Below are 18,408 nucleotides of genomic sequence, written 5' to 3' on the forward strand. Positions count from 1 at the left end.
GCCATCGCCGCCGTCGCCGGGCTCACGGCGGGCGCCGGTCTGGCCTTCACGGCCGCCCGCCACAGCCGGCCGGACTTCGGCAATCCCGGCTTCACGGGGCCCGCCCGTCCCGGGAATGAGGTCCGCGAGGCCTACGACGAGCAGGTGGTCGAGCGCCGTGGCGGAACGGGGCCGGTGGACGGTGCCCACCCGCCGCGCGTGGGAAGGGCACGGCTTCGGCGCGCCGCACCACCCGCCGTACACGCGCCGCACCACCCGCCGTACACGCGCCGCACCACCCGCCGTACAACGGGGCCGGCACCATGCGCCGTACAACGGGCCCGGCGCCATGCGCGGGAGGAGCCCAGGTCGCCGGGGCGCAGCGACCGCAGCGGGACCGGGCCGCCGCGCGCGGGAGGAGCCCGGCCGACCCGGAGCGGAACGGGGCCGGCGGACCGGCGCGCGCCCGCCCGCCGCGCGCGGGAAGGGCCCTCTCCCGACACCGGGAGAGGGCCCTGTGCTTGTCGCGCCTACGTGCTCCGCGTGCCCATCAGGCGGGCGAGGAGGTCGTCCAGGCTGACCAGTCCGGTGAGCCGGCCGTGCTCGTCCCGGATGACCGCGAGGGAGGCGCGGTGCCTGCGCAACTGCTCGACCGCGTGGGAGAGGCTGTCGGTGCCCCTCAGCTCCGGAACGGGCCGGGCCAGCCCGCGTGCGGTGGCGGCGCGGCCCCGGGCCCGCGCAACGAGCGCGTCCCGGGCGTGCACCGAGCCGAGGACCTCCTCCCCGTCCGCGACGAGCAGGCGCGCCCGGTCGGCGGCGGTGGCCGTCGACAGGATCGTGTCGACATCGGCGTCGGCCGGTACGGTCGCGATGTCACCGGCGGGTACCCGCAGCTCCGCGACGGGGGTCTGCGGCTCGGTCAGGGACCGGGTGATGAGTTCGGAGTCGGTCTCGTTGATCAGACCGAGCCGTTCCGACTCGGCGACCAGGTGGGTGAGCTGCTCGCGGTTGTGGACCGCGGTCAGCTCGTCGCGCGGCTGTACGCGGCACATCCGGACCAGGGCGTTGCTGACCCTGTTGAGGACCCGGATCAACGGCCGCACGACCTTGACCAGGGCGCGGAAGGGCGGGCTGAGCAGCATCGCGGAACGCTCCGGATGGGCGATCGCCCACGACTTGGGGGCCATCTCTCCGACGACCATGTGCAGGAAGACCACGAGGGCCATCGCGAAGGCGAACGCGATGCCGTAGCTGAGCCCGGCGGGCAGGCCGAGCTTCACCAGCAGGGGATCGACCTGGTGGGAGACGGCGGGCTTGGAGATCGAACCGAGACCGAGCGTGCAGACCGTGATGCCCAGTTGGGCACCGGCCAGCATCAGGGACAGCTCGCGCATGCCGGCGAGCGCCGCCTTCGCGCCGCGCCGCCCTTCCTCGGCGGCCTTCTCCATGCGGTGGCGCTTCGCCGCGACGAGGGCGAACTCCGCGGCCACGAAGAACCCGCTGGCGACGAGGAGCAGGACGGTGACGAAGAGAGCCACGGGGAAACTCACGCCTGGGCCTCCTCGTCCGCCGCGCGCTCGATCCGGACGCGTTCCGGTACGTGCCGGTCCAGACTCAGGACCTCGATGGCGACGCCCTCCACGGTGAGGCGGTCGCCGATGGCGGGGAAGCGCCCCAGCCGGTCGATGACCAGGCCGGCCACGGTGTCGTAGTCCTCCTCCTCGGGCAGCGCGATGCCGGTCGCCTGCTCCACCTCGTCCAGGCGGCGCCCCGCGTCGACCACCCAGCCGGCCCCGTCGGGGACGGCCGGCCGGACGACGGTGTCGGTCTCGTCGGCGATGTCACCGACCAGTTCCTCGGCGATGTCCTCGTAGGTGACGATGCCCGCGACTCCCCCGTGTTCGTCCAGGACGACGGCGAACTCGTCGTCCCGCCGCCTCATCTGTGCCACCGCGTCCGGCAGCGGAAGGGTGTCGGGCAGCAGCAGCGGACGGCGCGCCGCCTCCCCGGCCGACGTGGTGCCGAAGCCGCTCGCGGGCAGCCGCATCAGCTCCCACACGCCGATGACGCCGGTGATGTCGTCGGGGTGGTCTCCGAGGACCGGGTAGTTGGAGTGGCCGTGTACGGCGATCAGGTCGGCCGCCTCCTCCAGGGTGGCGTCCCTGCGTACGAACACGGCGTCCACGCGCGGGACCATCACCTCGTCGAGGGTGCGCTCGGAGAACTCCAGGGCGTGGTCGAGGAGCTCGGCGGTGTCCGCCGGGAGCTGCCCCTGCTCGTGGGACTCGCCGATCAACTGGCTGAGCTCCTCGAGGGTGGCTCCGTGGTGCAGTTCCTCCACCGGCTCGATGCCGACCTTGCGGAGCAGCGTGTTCGCCGCGCTGTCGAAGACGCGCACGAGCGGGCCGACGGCCTTCAGGTAGAGGAGGGTGGAGGAGGCCAGGGACTTCGCCAGCCGCTCGGGTACGGCGAGTGCCAGGTTCTTCGGGGCGAGTTCGCCGACCACCATCTGCAGGACCGTGGCGATCGTGAAGGCCAGCACCACGGAGACCGCCGTGGCCGCGCCACCCGTCAGCCCCACACCGTCCAGTACGGGCCTCAACAGGGCCGACACGGACGGTTCGGCGAGGAAGCCGACCACCAGTCCGGTGACCGTGATGCCGAGCTGCGCGCCGGAGAGCATGAACGAGAGCCGCCCCAGCACCTTCAGGGCACGGGCGGCCCGCCCGTCGCCCGCTTCGGCCTCGCGGGCGAGCGCCAGCCGGTCGGCGGCGACGTAGGCGAACTCCTGGGCGACGAAGTACCCGGTGCCCACGGTCAGGACGAGCACGGCCAGCAGGCCGAGTCCGGCGCTCACCGCACGCCGTCCCGCCGCGCGCCGGCTTCAGGCGTGGCGGCACGGGACGGTCCGGGACCGTCCCCAGGGGGCTCCATCGGTCTGGCAGGCAAGGCGAACTCCTTCACGGATCTGTCGAGCGGGACGAACGGGCGGGAGCAGCCGGTCCCCGGTTCGGTGACGGCGACCGCCCCGCCCGGCGCGCGGGCCCCCACGGCGCGGGTCGACTCGGCTCGGGCCCCCACGGCGCGGGACGGCTCGGCGCGGGACGGCTCGGCGCGGGTCCCCATGGCGCAGGTCGGCTCGGCTCGGGCCCCTACGGCACGGGACGGCTCGGCCGCCTGTGAAGCGACGTCCTGAGTCACCCCGCGCCTCCTCCTCGTCACGTATGCCGTCCCTCGTCACGCTTGTCGTTCCTCGTCGGGCCAGGAAGCGGGTCCACCGCGGCTGCGCTCCGTCTCCGCGCGGCTGCCACGGAACCTGTCCCACACTCCGTTCTTCTACACGCGTGTAGACGATATGCCGTACCGCTCCGGAACTCGACACGGCACCTCCGGGACGGGACACGCCGGACGGCCGCCCGTCGCCCGCGCCCGTCGCCCGCCTTCCATTCACACCCGTTCGGACGGCCTTCGCAGCCCCGGCGACCCCGGACGAGGCACGGCGGACAGGGCCCACCGGGCCCTCCCGCCGTGCCGGCCGGTACCCCGAGGACGCCTCGGGGACGCCCCGGGGAGCGACAACCACCCGCGCGGACCGCGGATCGCGGACCGCATACCCGGCCACATCCGCAACACGCGACCGGTCGGCCGACCGGCCGATTCCGCGCTGTACACCGCCCGTTCACCCCGGTGCTCCCCCGCGGAAGGGCATCCGCCCCTATGCTTCTACACAGATGTAGATACAAGCGGCGAGGAATGCCGGCGGACGCGCCCGCGAGGCGGGTCGACGGCACACCGGACCGCTCCGTCATGGCGGGAGGGCCTTCGTGGCTGCGATAGATCTGGACAAGGTGCTGGACAAGGCATGGGCGGACAAGAGCCTGCCGGAGATCCTGGCCGCACCGGTGGACGCGTTGAAGGGCGTCTCCGAGCGTGACGGCGAGCTCCTGGAGGAGGCGTTCGGCGTGAAGACGGTGGCCGACCTCGCCGACCTGAAGTTCGTCCGCTGGGCGCAGGCCCTGGCCGCCCTGGGGGCGGCGTCGAAGTAATTCCCCGGCAGCCGCCATCGCCCCGCCGGTGGTGGCGGCCCCGCCCCTCCGTACAGCAACACGTTTCACGAAGGAGTGAACGCCACGATGGTGTTCAAACGACTGCTCGGCTCGATCGGCATCGGCGGCCCCTCGGTGGACACGGTCCTGACCCCCGGAGCGGTCCGGCCGGGCGGCACCCTGACCGGCGAGGTCCACCTGAAGGGCGGCAACGCCGACTTCGACATCGAGCACATCACCCTGGAGCTCATCGCCCGGGTGGAGGCCGAGCTCGGCGACGGCGAGAGCGAGGGCGCGGTCGCCTTCGAACGGTTCACCGTCGCCAGTGGCTTCCGCCTGGCCGAGGGCGAGCAGCGCAGCGTCCCGTTCAGCGTGACCCTGCCGTGGGAGACCCCCGTCACGGAGCTGCACGGGCAGGCCCTGGGCGTCGTGCTCGGCGTCCGTACCGAGCTCGGGGTGGCGGGCGCGAAGGACAAGGGCGACCTGGACCCGCTCACGGTGGCACCGCTGCCCGCCCAGGAGGCGATCCTGGAGGCGTTCGGCCGGCTCGGCTTCGGCTTCAAGTCCGCCGACCTGGAGTACGGCCACATCGGCGGAACCGGCCAGCAATTGCCGTTCTACCAGGAGATCGAGATCTCCCCCTCGCCGCAGTACGCGGGCCGGGTCAACGAGATCGAGGTCACCTTCCTGGCCAACCCGCAGGGCATGGAGGTCGTCCTGGAGGCGGACAAGCGCGGCGGCCTCCTCTCCGGTGGCCACGACGCGCTCACCCGCTTCACCCTCAGCCACGAGGACGTCGACCACACGCACTGGACCACCGAGGTCGAGTCCTGGGTGCGGCAGCTCGTCGAGCACCGCTCCACCCACGGCGGCCACGGGACGTACGGGCACGACGGCCAGGGGACGTACGGGCACGGGTCGTACGGGCACGACGAGCACCATCACGGCCACCGGTCCGGTCCCGGCATGGGCACGGCCGTCGCCGCCGGTGCCGCGGGGCTGGCCGTCGGTGTGGCGGGCGGCCTCGTCGCGGCGGAGGCCGTCGACGAGATCGGCGACTTCTTCGAGGGGGACGACGAGGGCGACGAGGGCTGAGCCTGGTAACTTCTACAGCAATGTAGAAGTTGTGTTCCGGGCCGGCCGCTCCGGCCCCGGCCCGGAACGCACCCCCGGCGAAGGAGTACGCGTGGCCCTGTGGGACCGCCTCAAGGAATCGGCGTCGACGATGCAGACCCAGCTCATGGCGAAGAAGAACGAACTCACCAGTGGTGCCTTCCGGGACGCCTCCATGGCGATGTGCGCGCTCGTCGCCGCCGCCGACGGCCGCGTCGACCCCTCCGAACGCCAACGCGTCGCCCAGCTCATCACCACCAACGACGTCCTGCGCAACTTCCCCACCGACGACCTCCACCGCCGCTTCGAGGAGAACCTCGACAAGCTGACCTCCGACTTCGCCCTCGGCAAGGTCGACGTCATGCGGGAAATCGCCAAGGCCAGGAAGAAGCCCGCCGAGGCCCGCGCCGTCATCCAGATCGGCATCGTCATCGGCGGTGCCGACGGCGACTTCGACGAGACCGAGCAGGCGGCCGTCCGCGAAGCCTGCCACACCCTCGACCTGCCGCCACACGAGTTCGACCTGTAGGCATCGGCCGGGGCGCGCACATGGCGTCCCGGACACCGTCACCGCCGTCGTCTCCGGCTCGCCATCGGGGCGCCCGGCCACTCGGCCCTGCCGGAACCACAGGTCATAGGCCGGTCGTGGACCACCGGCCGTGGTCCACCGGCGTCGGCACCGCGGCCCCCGCGGGGACAGCGGCACCGATCAGCCCCGGAACCGCGACCGGATGCGAGGCGGTTCCAGCCCCTCTCCCAGCGGAAGCGCTCCATCCCGCCACCGGGCTCCGGCCGGTGGGGTTCGTACGAGCCGATCAGGAAGCCGACTACCGGACCACCAAGAGCGACGGCCAGTCCTGTGTCTTGCCCAGTAGGACATTCCCGTGGCGAGACGCGGAAACGGAAACCGGCCGGCCGACATCAAGACCGGGCAGTCGGCTTCGACAGGATCTCTGCACGTGCGAACACCGTGGAGAGCGAACATGCGCCCAGGACAGAACGCGGAAAGAAATGTACACACGTCTCGATGCCGCCCTCGAACGGCCGACGTGTCACTGCATGCCATACGGAGCGGTAAACAGCGGGTGATCACGGTGTGCACCGGACGGCGCGAAGTCTGCCCGGACAACCCATTTCCCCAGGGACGTCGGGACGGGGCATCTGCTGGTCAGCCGGGGCCGGGTAGTTGGGCGATCCGGTGCAGGACGGCGGTGATGTGGCTGGTCCAGGGCCAGTGCCGGGCAGGCGGAGGATCCGTCGGCGACCGGTGGTCACGAGCCGTCCGGCTGCGGTGAACAGGCGGAGCCGCAGTCGACGGGATTCCCAAAGCCCGGCCTTGCCGTTCAGCGCGCGCACAAATATCCAGGCGAGCAGGTCGAGCGAGCTGCACGATCTCCAGCCAGAAGCGGTTCTGGGCGATGCGGCGCAAGTGGAGGTTGCGCAGGCTGGTGGCCCGGGCAGCGCGGATGCGGTCCTCGGCCCGGGCCCGCAGCCGGTGACGGGGCTCGAGCTCGGCGATCAGCCGGCCTGAGGTGCTGGTGGCGAAACAGGTCAGCCGCATGCCGTCCGCGTTCGTGAGCCGCAATCAACCCCTGGGGTAAGGCCATTCCTTCCTGACGATCAGCCGCATGCCCTGGGCCAGCCGTCCAGGACGTCGCCGGTGAGCTCGGCGACCCAGGCGCCGTCACGGATCTCGCCGTCCGCCTCGACGGCCGCCGTCCAGGCCGACGCCGGAACCTTCAGCACATGCCGATGGACTACTCGATGATCACCATGCCGACCGAGCAGGACGGCCACCGCCCCCGCCGGGTGAGCCGGGCGACGAAGTCGTGGGTGCCACCCGCGGAATCGGTGCGGATCAGGTTCCGCCGCCCGCGCCGGTAATCCTTCGACAGTTGCGACAAGGCCGGTTGGGCGATGGTTCGTTTGCTTCCTCATACGGCTGGAGGAATCTAGATTGGGTGTTATGACAGGGAACTCCAACGACAACGCTCCACCTACCTCCCCACCCTTACCGCCACCACCTTCATCGCCACCATCCCCACCTGCCCTACAACCGCAGCAGCCGCAGCAGCCGCAGCAGCCGCAGCAGCCGCAGGCAGCATGGTGGATTGTCGGTCTCCTCGCCCCTGTCCTCGTCGCGATCATTAGCTTGATCGGGGTATTGATCGCCAACAGCCAGGGATCAGCTTCTCCCGAAGGCTCGAAACCACCAAACGGTTCGACAGAGTCGGCGGATCCAGCGCCCCCAGGGAGCTCGAAGCCATCAACCGGCGCTACTACCTCGTCTCCAACCGCGCCGTCCAGCAGTGGCGGCACGAAGGGGACACCTCCAAAAGTGAGATTTGGACCTGAAATCTTTGATTTCCCTGGCAGCGAGAACATCGACCTGGATTCGAAACCGCCGATTCTCATCGCCACACTGACCGGGGGCACAGACGTGGGTTTCTACAGCGACAGGACCTCACTCAGCACCCTCAACGGTGAGTCCAGACTTGCCCCTCTGCCCCCTTCAGGTCCTGATCCGAGTGAGGCCGAATGCGTTGCGGCGGTGCAGGAGAACGGCACATATAACTTGCCTCTGACGAGGGGAGCCCGCTACTGCGCGATTTCCCGCGATGGGCGCACGGCCTACCTGCGTGTCGTCGCGGCTCCGACCACGGGACCCATTCGACTCGAAGTCACCGTCTGGGAAAGCCCGGACTGATCCAACGGTGGGCACTCACAGGAAGGAGGACCCTGGGGGGCGACTGCAGCCGGGGCTGTTCCAGAACGACACGGGCTTGACTGATGAACGGTCCTCTCGCTGGGTGCCCCGCTGCCACCGACCGAGCGCGGGGACGTGGACCGGATCGTGGCGGTGGCGCGGGGCGCGCCGGGGGAGGAGGCGTTCCTAGCGGGTACGGGCGCGGGGCGTCACTGGACTGCGACGGGGCACGCGCGCCGGCCTGTGGGCGTAGGAGCGGCGGGGCGGGAGCGGTGGGGCAGGGGGTGGGACGCGGGGCGGTGGGACGGAGGTGGCGGCGGAACGCGGGAGTTGTGCGGCAGGGGGAACCCCAGGACACAGACGGAACCCGGGGCAATGGGGCACAGGTGGTGGGGCGGGCGGCTTCGGACGCCACCGCACCACCGGGCCACCGCACCACCCCGCCGTATCACCGCATCACCGCCCACCGTGTCACCACGTCACCGCACCACCGCCTCACCGCGCCACCGCCTCACCGCGCCACCGCGATCGTCAGTCGGCGTTCCACACGACGGCCTGGGACTTCCCGGTCACGTCGAAGGCGTTCCCTGAGGACTCGGTGGCCTTCAGGCGCACGACCCTGCCCTCGGTGGTCCTGGCGCAGACCACCGTGCCGGTCTTCATGGGCATGTCCTTCTTCGTGCCTTCGGCGTCGACGAGGGCGGCGCAGTCGGCGTAGGAGGGCAGGGTGCCGGAGTCCCTCCCAGACCGCCGCCCGCACGCCGTGCTCGGGGTGCAGCATGCATTCGGTGCACCGGAAGACCGAGAAGTCGTTCTCCTCGCTGATCTCGGACTCGGTGGGCGGTGTGCCGTCGAGGTCCTTGTCGTCGGCGTAGACGATCACCACCGTGCCCTCCCAGCGGACGGTGCCGCCCGGCTTCGCCGTGGGCGTCGGCGGGGCGACGGGCGCCGAGGAGGCGGCCGGTGTGCTCGAATTCGGCTCCGTGCCGGGGGCGGAGGACGACGGCCGCGGTGCCGGTGCGGGGGCGGTGTGCTCGCGGGCCGGTTGCCGCCGGCTCCCAGCAGGTACGTGCCGGCCACGGTGATCAGGGCGCCCAGCAGGGTCGCCCCGGCACCGATCCACGCGCCCCGGTGGACGCCGCGCCTGTCCCCGGTCGGTCTCCCGGTGACGCCTGTGCCCGCGCCTGTGGTGCCCGTGCCCGGTGCGTGCCCGTGCGCGGGTCCGCCGTCCGGGGCCGTCCGCCCGTCGTTTCCGGGCTGGTTACCGTTCACCGCCGCCTCCCCCGCGTCCGCGTTCCGTGGTGGGGCAGGGCATTCCCCTCGGCCCCGGGACCGCCTCCCCACTCCCGTCAGGGGTCCGAGGTCGGTGGAGCCGGTGGCGGGCGGGCCGGGGACCTTCCCCGGGGCCCCGGGGGTGGTCGGGGGAAGTGGTTTCGGTGGCGGGGCAACCCTTTTCGGGGGTGGTGGCCACCACGGGGTGGACGCCTCGGCCGATGGGGCGTCCCCGAACTCGTAAGGACTCATCTGTGGCATCCCCCACCCATCGCCGGTCGTCGCGCCGGCGGCGTACGGCGTTGTTCTCCGCGGCGGCCGTGGTGGCCGCCGGGCTCGGCGCCGTCCCGTTCGTGACGAGCGCGAGCGCGGCCGTCGACCTGGCGTACCAGACGCTGCCCGCCAACGACGGCTGGGCGGCCTCCGGTTCCGGTACGACCGGTGGCTCGAAGGCCGACGCGGCGCGCGTGTACACGGTCTCGAACCGCGCCGAACTGGCGAAGGCCCTCGGTTCCGGTTCCGGTTCCGACACCGCACCGAGGATCGTCCGCGTCAAGGGCCTGATCGACGCGAACGGCGGCAACAGCTGCGACGACTACGCGGCCGGGACCGGCTACTCGCTGTCCGCGTACCTGAAGGCGTACGACCCTGCCGTGTGGGGCCGGTCGAAGAAGCCGTCCGGCGCGCAGGAGGACGCGCGGAAGGCCGCGGCGGCCAAGCAGGCGAAGAACATCGTGTTCCGCGTCCCGTCGAACACCACCCTCGTCGGCGTGCCCGGCACCGGCGCCGGGATCAAGGGCGGCAGCGTGGCGGTGCAGAACGCGGACAACGTCATCATCCGCAACCTCGCCTTCAGCGCCACCGAGGACTGTTTCCCCCAGTGGGACCCGACGGACGGCTCGAAGGGCGAGTGGAACTCGGCGTACGACTCCGTCACCCTGCGCGGCGCGACGCACGTGTGGGCCGACCACAACACGTTCACGGACGCCCCGCTGTACGACAGCGCCCTCAAGACGTACTTCGGGCGGAAGTACCAGGTGCACGACGGGGCCCTCGACATCACCAACGGGTCCGACCTGGTGACCGTCGAGCGGAACCTGTTCAGCAGCCACGACAAGACGATGCTGATCGGCAGCAGCGACACCGACAGCGTCGGCAAGCTGCGGGTCACCCTCCACCACAACGTGTGGAAGGGCATCACGCAGCGGGCGCCGCTGGCCCGCCTCGGCCAGATCCACCTCTACAACAACCACTACGACACGACGAAGACCAACGGCTACGCGCACAGCTACAGCGTCAACGCGCGCGCCAAGGCCCAGGTCGTCGCCGAGCACAACGCCTGGACCCTGTCGTCCGACCGCAAGGTGTCGCAGTTGCTGAGCGGTGACGGCACGGGTGCCGTCGCCGGGCGGGGGAACGTCGTGAACGGCGCGGTGACGGACGTCGTCGCCGCCTACAACGCGGCCTCCTCCTCGAAGAAGCTGAAGACGTCCGTCTCCTGGACACCGACGCTGACGGCCGGGCTCCAGACCTCGGCGGCCGGTCTGCCGGGCGAGCTGGCCGGGACGGTCGGCGCGGGGGTACTGACCGAGCAGGGCACCGTGAAGCGGTAGCCCCGCGACCCGTACCGGGTCCGCCCGCCCGCGCCGGGACCGGTTCCCTGTGCCGGGGCCGGCTCCCCGCCCGTGCCGGGGCCGGCCCCCCGTGGGCGCCGGCTCCCGGCCCGGGACGCGCCCCCGCCGTCCACGGCGGGGGCACGGCGTCCACAGCAGGGCGGCCGGGACGACGGGGGCACGCCGTCCACAGCGGGGCGGCGGAGCCGCGGGCGGAACGCGGCGTCTACGGCACGTACTTGTAGCCCACCCGCCGCACGGTGACGATGCGGTCCCGGTACGGGGCGCCGAGCTTGCGGCGGATCCTCGCCACGTGGACGTCGACGGTGCGGCCGTCGCCGATGTGCCCGTAGCCCCAGATCCGCGCCATCAGGGACTCGCGCGAGTGGACCATGTGCGGGTTCGCCACGAGGTGCGCGAGGAGGCTGAACTCCAGGTACGTGAGGTCCAGTTCGCGCCCATCGACCTCGACGACGTGACGCTCCTGGTCGATCAGGACGCCGCCCTCCTGTACGGGAGGGGGCGAGGGCGGCGTGGGGGCGGGTGCCGGGGGTGTGCGGGGGGCGAGGGGGTGGATCTCGGGGCGCACGCCATGGGCCGTCAGCAGTTGCACGGGGTCGACGCCGTCCGGCAGGAACACCAGGTAGCCGACGTGGGGTCGGACCGGACGGTCGCCCACCAGGCGGAGCCTCGGGGCCGCGGCCGGGGCCGACGTGGGGGCGGGGGCGGGGAGGGCGGTGGTCATGGTGGTCCCTTCGGGCGGGCCTGGGCGGGCGGAGGGCGCGGCGGTGCGCGGTGGCGAGGGCGTGCGTACGGACCGCCCGCGGACGGGCGGGCGTGGGGGCGCGTGCCACGGGGGCGGTACCGGGGGCGTGCGTACGCGGGTGGCCGGGGACGGAGGGCGGCCGGGAGCGGGTGGCGGCCGGCGGTGTCGTACGGGCGTCCGTGTGCTCCGGGGCGCTCAGCGGGGCCCGGTCTCCGGCGGGCGGCGGTGCCGCGGAAGTCCTACGCGTAGGGGCAGATGGCGCTGGCCACGCGACGGAGGTCGACATGCCTGCGGCGTACGAACGGCTGCTGCGTCGAGGACGACATGGCGACCATCCTGCGCCCGCCACGCCCCGCCGTCAACACTTCCCTACTGAATGCGTAGGAAATCTCGTCAGGCGCGTCCGGACCCGTACGGGATAATGAGCCCATGCGGATCTCGGCCAGGGCGGACTATGCGGTACGGGCGGCGCTGCTGCTCGCCGCCGAGCAGGACGGGCCGCTGAAGGCCGAGGCGATCGCGGAGGCGCAGGACATCCCGCACAAGTTCCTCGAAGGCATCCTGAACGACATGCGGCGCGGCGGCCTCGTCGCCAGTCAGCGCGGGGTGTACGGCGGTTACCGGCTGGCCCGGGCGCCGGAGGACATCAGCGTCGCGGACGTGGTGCGCGCGGTGGACGGCCCGCTGGTCTCCGTGCGCGGCGTCCGGCCGCCCGAGCTGTCGTACGGCGGCCCGGCCGAGTCGCTGCTCCCCTTGTGGGTCGCCCTGCGCGCGAACGTGCGGCGGATCCTGGAAGGGGTGTCGCTGGCGGACGTGGCGTCGGGTCACCTGCCGGAGTTCGTGGGGGCCTTGGCCGACGACCCGGCCGCCTGGTCCAATCCCTGAGACACGAGCGCACCCCCTCTGAGCTGCGTCTTCTCGTAATCCGAGACGAAAACGTCCACCCATTGAGAACGTGCTTGCCGAGGTGGCCGGCGCGCACCCAATATCCCTACCTACCCGATGGGGAAACTAGGGATTCGTGAGGTGTGGCCGTGAAGACGTTGATCCTGCTGGCATTGGCCGGGCTCGGTGCCCAACTCGTGGACGGGAGCCTCGGCATGGCCTACGGCGTCACCTCCACCACCCTGCTGCTGGCCTTCGGGACGAACCCGGCGGCCGCCTCCGCGACCGTGCACCTCGCGGAGATCGGCACGACGCTCGCGTCCGGTGTGGCGCACTGGCGGTTCGGGAACGTCGACTGGCGGGTCGTCGCCAAGATCGGCATCCCGGGCGCGGTGGGCGCGTTCGCCGGTGCGACGTTCCTGTCCAGCCTGTCGACGGACGTCGCGAAGCCCGTGATGGCGCTGCTCCTGCTGGGTCTCGGCGTGTACGTACTGGGCCGCTTCACCTTCCTGGGCCTGCCCACCGGCAACCTGGGCAAGCCGCTGCGCAAGCGGTTCCTGTCGCCGCTCGGCGTCGTCGCCGGGTTCCTGGACGCGACCGGTGGCGGCGGCTGGGGGCCGGTCGGCACCCCGGCGATCCTGGCCAGCGGACGGCTGGAGCCGCGCAAGGTCATCGGGTCGATCGACACGAGCGAGTTCCTGGTCGCGGTCGCCGCGAGCCTCGGCTTCCTGGTGGGCCTCGGCTCCGAGGGCGTCGACTACACGTGGGCGGGCGCGCTGCTGGTCGGCGGACTCGTCGCCGCGCCGATCGCCGCGTGGCTGGTGCGGCACGTGCCGCCGCGGCTCCTCGGCTCGGCGGTCGGCGGTCTCATCGTCCTGACCAACATCCGGACACTGCTGCGCAGCGACTGGGTGGGCGCGGGCGACGCCGCCCAGTGGACGGTCTACGGGATCGTCTACGCGGTGTGGGCGGGCGCGTTGGCCTACTCGTTCCGGGAGCACCGGCGGGCCGCGGCGTCGGCTGCGGCGCCGGCCGCCGACCCTGCGCCGGAGACCGGGACGGGGGCCGTGCCGGTACCGGCCGGTGCGGCGGGAGCGGGCACCGGGTCCGGTGCGCCCGAGGACCGTTCGCCGGACGCGGCCACGACGGCCTGAGCCGTACGGGCGGCCCGAGGAACGGGGCAGGGGGCGCGGGAGACGGTGCGTAGGGCGCGGGCGTCGCGATGACGGCGGGCCCGGCACCCCGCACCGCCCGTACCTCCCCACCGCCCCTCTCCGGGCCGCTTCCCCGCAGGAACCCACCGACCCTCGCCCAACCCCCCACCCCGACCCCGGAGCACCCCCCATGCAGCGCGTCACCACGTCCCAGCACTCCACCGCCCCCTCCGCCCCGGCCTGTCGCCGATGACGCCCATGCCGCCCGCCGACACCGCCACCGACACCGACACCGGCCCCGCCGCCCTCCTCCGCACCGCCCGCGACCTCGCGGACGACCTCGCCGCCGACGCCATACCCCGCGACCGGGCCGGCAGGCCGCCCGCCGACGAGGTGGCGCGGCTGCGCGAGGCCGGGCTCCCGGCGGCCCTCGTGCCGCCGGGCGCCGGGTACGGCACCGACTGGCGCACCGGGTGCGCCGTCATCCGCGAGGTCGCCACCGCCGACAGCTCCGTCGGCGAACTCCTCGCCCACCACTACGCCCTCTCCTGGAGCGCCCGCCTCTACGGGCCGCCCGACCGCGCCGACACGCTCGAACAGGACTCCGCGCGGTGTCGGTGGCTCTGGGCCGGCGCCCTCCGGTACGCCGCCGGCCCCGAGGAGGGGGGCCGGCCCGACCTGACGCTGACGCCGCTGGGCGGCACCGGTCACGTCCTCAACGGCAGCCGGGACGTGCCCACGGCGGTCGCGGTCGCCGACCAGCTCCTCGTGGACGCGGTGTGCGCCGTGACCGGGGACGTCCTGGTCGTGCGGGTGACGCCCGGCAGTCGCGGGGTCGCGGTGGAGGCGGCCGGCGACCGGCTGGGGCAGCGCGTCGCCGGGGCGGGCACCGTCGTCTTCGACCGGGTGACGGTCCCGCCCGCCCGGCTCGTCGGCCGCCGTCCGCCGGACGAGGAGTCGGCCCCGCCGTTCACGGCGCTCGCGCCCTCCGTGCTGCGGCTGGCGCTCTGCCACGTCGGGCTCGGCATCGTGGAGGGCGCGCTGGCCGAGGCGCGGGACGCCGACAGGACGGCGCGGCGGGCCGGGTTACCGGGCGGGGACCCCGACCTCCTCCTCGCGTACGGGGAGCTGGCGTCCGCCGCCCACACGGCCGCCGCCGTCGTCGAACGGGCCACGGACGCCACGGCGAACGCCCTCGACGCGGGCCCGGACCTCGACGCGGACGCCACCGCCGACATCGCCGCCCTCGTCGCCACGGCGGAGACCGTCACGGCCCGGTCCGCCCTGCACATCACCGCGCGCGTCCTGGAACTCGCCGACGCACCCGGCCTGGACCGCTTCTGGCGCAACGCCCGCGTCCTGACGGCCCACCGCTCCACCACCCACCGCCTGCGCTCCATCGGCGACCACTACCTGAACGGCACCCACCGCCCGGTGACGGCTCCTTGCCGGTGACGGCGGCGGCCGATGACGGTCGACGGCAGCCGCTCGTCCCTCCCCCGCAGCGGGCCGCACAGCCCGGACGCGAACGAGGCGAACGACGCGGACGGGGTGAACGAGGCGGCAGGGTGGCGGGGTGGCGCGGGCGGCTCCCCGCCGCGTACGACGCGGACACCGGGGGCACCGCGCGCGACTCCGGCCTCGCCACGGACCCGGCGGAGGAGCACCGGCAGCGCCCCGGCCCGGCCCGGCTCCTCCGGCCTCCTCCGCCCGAAGGCGCGGAGGGGGCCGCGCACGCGAGGAGAGGCCCGACCGCGGCAGTGGGGGCCTGCAGGGGTGCCGCCCCCGTACGGGGAACCGGGAGTACGGCTCCGAGAGGCCCGGCGGGGCGGCGGGACCGTCGAGGTGCGTGGGGCGTGGAGCCGGAGGCCCTGTGGGGGCGGATCGGCGCGGGCGAGTCACCGGTGACGGGCGGCGGGGCGACCGGGCGACCGGGCGGCGACCCGGCGGAGAGGCCCGGCGGGGAGGCGGTCGGGGGTGGAGCGGGTAATCTGCGGGAAGGAGTGCCGCGGGCGGCGCGGACGGTTCACCGGAACGCACAACCGTCCGGGGGCCGTACGCCGGGACGGCGGCCGGCTGTGCCCGTCCCCGCCCTCCGCGTCCCCGGAGTCCGTACCACCGTACCGCCGTACCGAGGAGGTCGCCGTGCACGACGACACCGAACTGCCCTCCGCGGGCCACGCCGACGTGCGGGTCGTCGCGGCGACGCCCGAGGTGGCCCGCAGGGTGGCGGAGGTGGTGCGCCGCTGCTTCGCCTCCACGGAACAGCGCAGCTACCCCGCCGGGCCGGAGGGCGGGACGCTGCTGCACCTGAGGGTCGACACGACGCGGCCGGCCGGGCCGGCGCGGTCCTGGCTGGAGAGCAGCGAGTCGGCGCCCGGCGAACGGCGTCCGCAGGACGCTCCCCGGCGGGACGAACCCTGACGTGGCGGACCCCACGGGAAGCGACGTGGGCCCGAACGCCCCACTCGGGCGCTCCAACTTGTAAGTTCAGAGCATGACGAAGCCTGATGCACTGCTCGTGGATGTCGCGGCCACCGTCGAATCGCAGCAGTCCAATCAGATGTCGCTCACCGTCGTGGTCAACGGTGCGGTCATCACGGGACGGCTCGCTCCCGAGGCCGCGTGGCGGGAGCGGGTGGCGGAGGTCCTGCGGGACTCGGAGCGGCTGAGCGGGTTCGCGGGGGTGTTCGCGTCCGCCGAGGAGGGCTCGCGCCCGCCCGGCGACGGGTCCCCGACGCACCTGCACTTCCACGTGGCGAGGATCCTCCAGGGCACGCTCGGCATCCCGGAGACGGGCGGCATGTACCGCGTGGCCATCGCGGACGTGAGCGCCTGGACGGTGGGCGACTTCAGCTACACCGACGACTGAAAGACGAGTGAAAGACGACTGAAAGACGCCAACCGCCCGGCCGAGCCGGGCGGTTGGCGTCCACGAGGACCGGGCGGTTCAGCCCAGCAGGTCGGTGACCGGGGCGGGGGCCTGGGCCGGGGCGGGGGCCGGGGTCACGCAGGTGAAGCCGAGGCGGCGCAGCGCCCTGGTCACCTCCAGGGCGGTGAAGTCGCGGCGGTCCTGGCGGGTGATGACCTCGCCGACCTGCTTGACCGGGTACGTGTGGCGGCCGATGACCGCGCACGGTCCGACCGCCGGTTCCGGGCGGACGTTCGCCATCAGCGCCTCCACCTCGCTCGTCACGAAGTCGAACGGGAAGCGGGCGATCACACAGCGCATGGTTGCCTCACAGGGTCAGGGCGGTGGGACGGACGCACCGCGGTGCGGCGGGGCGTCACTGCTGGCGCGGCGCGCGGCGCGGGCGGCGCGTTCCGGTCCGGCGGCGACGGGCCGGGGAGCCCGGCCTGCCGGCCGCCTGGGCCGGGGGTGTGGGGGGCGTGATCGTGACCGGTATCCCCGACGGCGTGCGGGCCCCGGTGATGCGGGTCAGCTCGGCGTCGCCGGACCGTACCGCCGTCGTCTTCGGGCGGATGCCCGCGTGGCTCATCAGGTGGTCCACGTCACGCCGCTGGTGCGACAGGACGAGCGTGACGACGCTGCCGGACTCGCCCGCACGGGCCGTGCGGCCGCCGCGGTGCAGGTAGTCCTTGTGGTCGCCGGGCGGGTCGACGTTCACGACGAGGTCGAGGTCGTCGACGTGGATGCCGCGCGCGGCGACGTTCGTCGCGACGAGCACCGTGACGTGGCCCTCCTTGAACTGGGCCAGCGTCCGCGTCCGCTGCGGCTGCGACTTGCCCCCGTGCAGCGCGGAGGCCCGTACGCCGCTCTTGAGGAGGTGCTTGGTGAACCGGTCCACCGCGTGCTTGGTGTCCAGGAACATGATCACGCGGCCGTCGCGGGCGGCGATCTCCGTGGCCGTGGCGTTCTTGTCGGCGTCGTGGACGTGCAGGACGTGGTGCTCCATCGACGTCACCACGCCCCCCGTCGGATCCACGGAGTGGACGACCGGGTCGTGGAGGTAGCGCCGTACGAGGGAGTCGACGTTCCGGTCCAGGGTGGCCGAGAACAGCAGTCGCTGCCCGTCGGGCCTGGTCAGCTCCAGCAGACCGGTGATCTGCGGCAGGAATCCCATGTCGGTCATCTGGTCCGCCTCGTCGAGGACGGTGATGCCGACGTCGTCGAGGATGCAGTCGCCGCGCGTGACGAGGTCCCGCAGCCGGCCGGGGGTCGCGACCAGCACGTCCACTCCGGCGCGCAGGGCGGCGGTCTGGCGGCCGATCGACACGCCGCCGACGACCGTGGCCTGCCGCAGCCCGAGGGCGCGGGCGTACGGGGCGAGGGCGTCGGTCACCTGCTGCGCCAGCTCCCGCGTGGGGACGAGGACGACGGCGAGCGGCCGGCGCGGCTCGGCGCGGGTCCCGGCGAGGCGGGCGAGTACGGCGAGACCGAACGCGAGGGTCTTTCCGGAGCCGGTACGGCCCCGGCCCAGCACGTCGCGGCCCGCGAGGGAGTTCGGGAGGGTCGCCGCCTGGATGGGGAACGGCACCGTCACCCCTTCGGCCTCCAGCGCGCGCAGCAGCGCGGGGGGAAGGCCGAGGTCCGCGAACGCCTCGACGGGCGGCAGCGGCGGGGTGTGCGTCACCGGAAGGGTGAAATCACCGGGCGGCGGCGGGGTGGCGCGGCGGCGGGACTGTGTCCGGGAACCGGCCTTGGGTGACTTCGCGGTCGCGGGCTTGGACGCGTTCTCGGGCTGGTTGCTCTTCGCTCGGCGGGCCGGCGCGGCGGCAGCCTGGCGCGTCCCCGAGTAATAGCCCCGAGAGCGGGACGTACGGGCCATGGGAATATTCCTCAATACGATATCGAGGAATTCACGGCCCTCGATTCAGCCGGGCGGCGGCACGCCGCGCCGGACTCGGCGGG

General features: G+C 73.1%; 16 protein-coding genes and 1 pseudogene. 9 read left to right on the plus strand and 8 right to left on the minus strand.

Going from position 1 to position 18,408, the window contains the following annotated elements:
* Positions 1-509 precede the first annotated feature (509 nt).
* Together RND61_RS10940 and RND61_RS10945 are read right to left on the minus strand one after the other, a co-directional pair.
* Positions 510-1,529: a hemolysin family protein gene (locus tag RND61_RS10940; protein WP_315877659.1), complete on the minus strand. Its 1,020-nt coding sequence runs from the start codon at positions 1,527-1,529 to the stop codon at positions 510-512.
* The gene (locus tag RND61_RS10945; protein ID WP_315877660.1) at positions 1,526-2,836 is read right to left on the minus strand and encodes a hemolysin family protein; all 1,311 of its coding nucleotides are present in this window, start codon (positions 2,834-2,836) and stop codon (positions 1,526-1,528) included. The genes RND61_RS10940 and RND61_RS10945 overlap by 4 nt, the downstream gene beginning before the upstream one ends.
* A gap of 967 nt (positions 2,837-3,803) precedes the next feature.
* Between RND61_RS10945 and RND61_RS10950 the strand changes: the two genes are divergently transcribed.
* The 3 genes from RND61_RS10950 (at position 3,804) to RND61_RS10960 (ending at position 5,667) form a co-directional block, all read left to right on the plus strand.
* Positions 3,804-4,025 (plus strand): hypothetical protein, encoded by a 222-nt coding sequence (locus RND61_RS10950; RefSeq protein ID WP_315877661.1) that lies wholly within the window; start codon positions 3,804-3,806, stop codon positions 4,023-4,025.
* 87 nt (positions 4,026-4,112) lie between these two features.
* Entirely contained in the window at positions 4,113-5,120 is a 1,008-nt protein-coding gene (locus tag RND61_RS10955; RefSeq protein WP_315877662.1) for a sporulation protein, read from the plus strand.
* A gap of 91 nt (positions 5,121-5,211) precedes the next feature.
* The gene (locus RND61_RS10960; protein ID WP_315877663.1) at positions 5,212-5,667 is read left to right on the plus strand and encodes a tellurite resistance TerB family protein; all 456 of its coding nucleotides are present in this window, start codon (positions 5,212-5,214) and stop codon (positions 5,665-5,667) included.
* Positions 5,668-6,306: 639 nt separating this feature from the next.
* On the opposite strand, the pseudogene RND61_RS10965 reads toward RND61_RS10960, so the two are convergent.
* Positions 6,307-7,060 (minus strand): annotated as a pseudogene (locus tag RND61_RS10965) (transposase); the annotation flags it as partial.
* Between the two features lie 1,316 nt (positions 7,061-8,376).
* Positions 8,377-8,508 (minus strand): hypothetical protein, encoded by a 132-nt coding sequence (locus RND61_RS10970; RefSeq protein WP_315877664.1) that lies wholly within the window; start codon positions 8,506-8,508, stop codon positions 8,377-8,379.
* 830 nt (positions 8,509-9,338) lie between these two features.
* Between RND61_RS10970 and RND61_RS10975 the strand changes: the two genes are divergently transcribed.
* Entirely contained in the window at positions 9,339-10,730 is a 1,392-nt protein-coding gene (locus RND61_RS10975; protein WP_449343276.1) for a pectate lyase family protein, read from the plus strand.
* 226 nt (positions 10,731-10,956) lie between these two features.
* On the opposite strand, the gene RND61_RS10980 is transcribed toward RND61_RS10975, so the two are convergent.
* Both RND61_RS10980 and RND61_RS32680 read right to left on the minus strand, forming a co-directional pair.
* Positions 10,957-11,475 carry a winged helix-turn-helix domain-containing protein gene (locus tag RND61_RS10980; protein ID WP_315877666.1) on the minus strand — a complete coding sequence of 173 codons (519 nt, stop codon included), beginning with the start codon at positions 11,473-11,475 and terminating at the stop codon, positions 10,957-10,959.
* Between the two features lie 260 nt (positions 11,476-11,735).
* Complete coding sequence (locus tag RND61_RS32680; protein WP_391653247.1) at positions 11,736-11,927, minus strand: putative leader peptide; 192 nt, start codon at positions 11,925-11,927, stop codon at positions 11,736-11,738.
* On the opposite strand from RND61_RS32680, the gene RND61_RS10985 reads away from it, so the two are divergent.
* From RND61_RS10985 to RND61_RS11005, 5 genes are all read left to right on the plus strand, one after another.
* Positions 11,926-12,381 (plus strand): RrF2 family transcriptional regulator, encoded by a 456-nt coding sequence (locus RND61_RS10985; RefSeq protein WP_315877667.1) that lies wholly within the window; start codon positions 11,926-11,928, stop codon positions 12,379-12,381. The genes RND61_RS32680 and RND61_RS10985 overlap by 2 nt on opposite strands.
* A 149-nt stretch (positions 12,382-12,530) precedes the next feature.
* Positions 12,531-13,535 (plus strand): sulfite exporter TauE/SafE family protein, encoded by a 1,005-nt coding sequence (locus RND61_RS10990; protein WP_315877668.1) that lies wholly within the window; start codon positions 12,531-12,533, stop codon positions 13,533-13,535.
* Positions 13,536-13,784: 249 nt separating this feature from the next.
* A complete protein-coding gene (locus tag RND61_RS10995) occupies positions 13,785-14,990 on the plus strand; it encodes an acyl-CoA dehydrogenase family protein (RefSeq protein WP_315877669.1) in 1,206 nt (401 codons plus the stop codon).
* 690 nt (positions 14,991-15,680) lie between these two features.
* The gene (locus RND61_RS11000) at positions 15,681-15,959 is read left to right on the plus strand and encodes a hypothetical protein (RefSeq protein ID WP_315877670.1); all 279 of its coding nucleotides are present in this window, start codon (positions 15,681-15,683) and stop codon (positions 15,957-15,959) included.
* 73 nt (positions 15,960-16,032) lie between these two features.
* On the plus strand, positions 16,033-16,407 hold the full coding sequence (locus RND61_RS11005; protein WP_315877671.1) for a hypothetical protein: 375 nt from the start codon (positions 16,033-16,035) through the stop codon (positions 16,405-16,407).
* A 78-nt stretch (positions 16,408-16,485) separates the two neighbouring features.
* On the opposite strand, the gene RND61_RS11010 is transcribed toward RND61_RS11005, so the two are convergent.
* Together RND61_RS11010 and RND61_RS11015 are read right to left on the minus strand one after the other, a co-directional pair.
* Entirely contained in the window at positions 16,486-16,767 is a 282-nt protein-coding gene (locus RND61_RS11010; protein ID WP_315877672.1) for an SCO5918 family protein, read from the minus strand.
* A gap of 55 nt (positions 16,768-16,822) precedes the next feature.
* Positions 16,823-18,325, minus strand: a complete 1,503-nt coding sequence (locus RND61_RS11015) for a DEAD/DEAH box helicase (protein WP_315877673.1) — start codon at positions 18,323-18,325, stop codon at positions 16,823-16,825.
* Between the last annotated feature and the right edge of the window lie 83 nt (positions 18,326-18,408).

Origin of the sequence: Streptomyces tamarix (assembly GCF_032423885.1) — a bacterium.
GTDB classification, from domain to species: domain Bacteria; phylum Actinomycetota; class Actinomycetes; order Streptomycetales; family Streptomycetaceae; genus Streptomyces; species Streptomyces tamarix.

Bases quoted from the DNA above. Each gene is read 5' to 3' on its own strand.
- RND61_RS10975 (WP_449343276.1), top strand. From the start codon at position 9,339: ATGGGGCGTCCCCGAACTCGTAAGGACTCATCTGTGGCATCCCCCACC.
- RND61_RS10970 (WP_315877664.1), bottom strand. From the start codon at position 8,508: ATGAAGACCGGCACGGTGGTCTGCGCCAGGACCACCGAGGGCAGGGTC.
- RND61_RS10995 (WP_315877669.1), top strand. From the start codon at position 13,785: ATGACGCCCATGCCGCCCGCCGACACCGCCACCGACACCGACACCGGC.
- RND61_RS11015 (WP_315877673.1), bottom strand. From the start codon at position 18,325: ATGGCCCGTACGTCCCGCTCTCGGGGCTATTACTCGGGGACGCGCCAG.
- RND61_RS32680 (WP_391653247.1), bottom strand. From the start codon at position 11,927: ATGGGCTCATTATCCCGTACGGGTCCGGACGCGCCTGACGAGATTTCC.
- RND61_RS10985 (WP_315877667.1), top strand. From the start codon at position 11,926: ATGCGGATCTCGGCCAGGGCGGACTATGCGGTACGGGCGGCGCTGCTG.
- RND61_RS11005 (WP_315877671.1), top strand. From the start codon at position 16,033: ATGACGAAGCCTGATGCACTGCTCGTGGATGTCGCGGCCACCGTCGAA.
- RND61_RS10980 (WP_315877666.1), bottom strand. From the start codon at position 11,475: ATGACCACCGCCCTCCCCGCCCCCGCCCCCACGTCGGCCCCGGCCGCG.
- RND61_RS11010 (WP_315877672.1), bottom strand. From the start codon at position 16,767: ATGCGCTGTGTGATCGCCCGCTTCCCGTTCGACTTCGTGACGAGCGAG.
- RND61_RS10955 (WP_315877662.1), top strand. From the start codon at position 4,113: ATGGTGTTCAAACGACTGCTCGGCTCGATCGGCATCGGCGGCCCCTCG.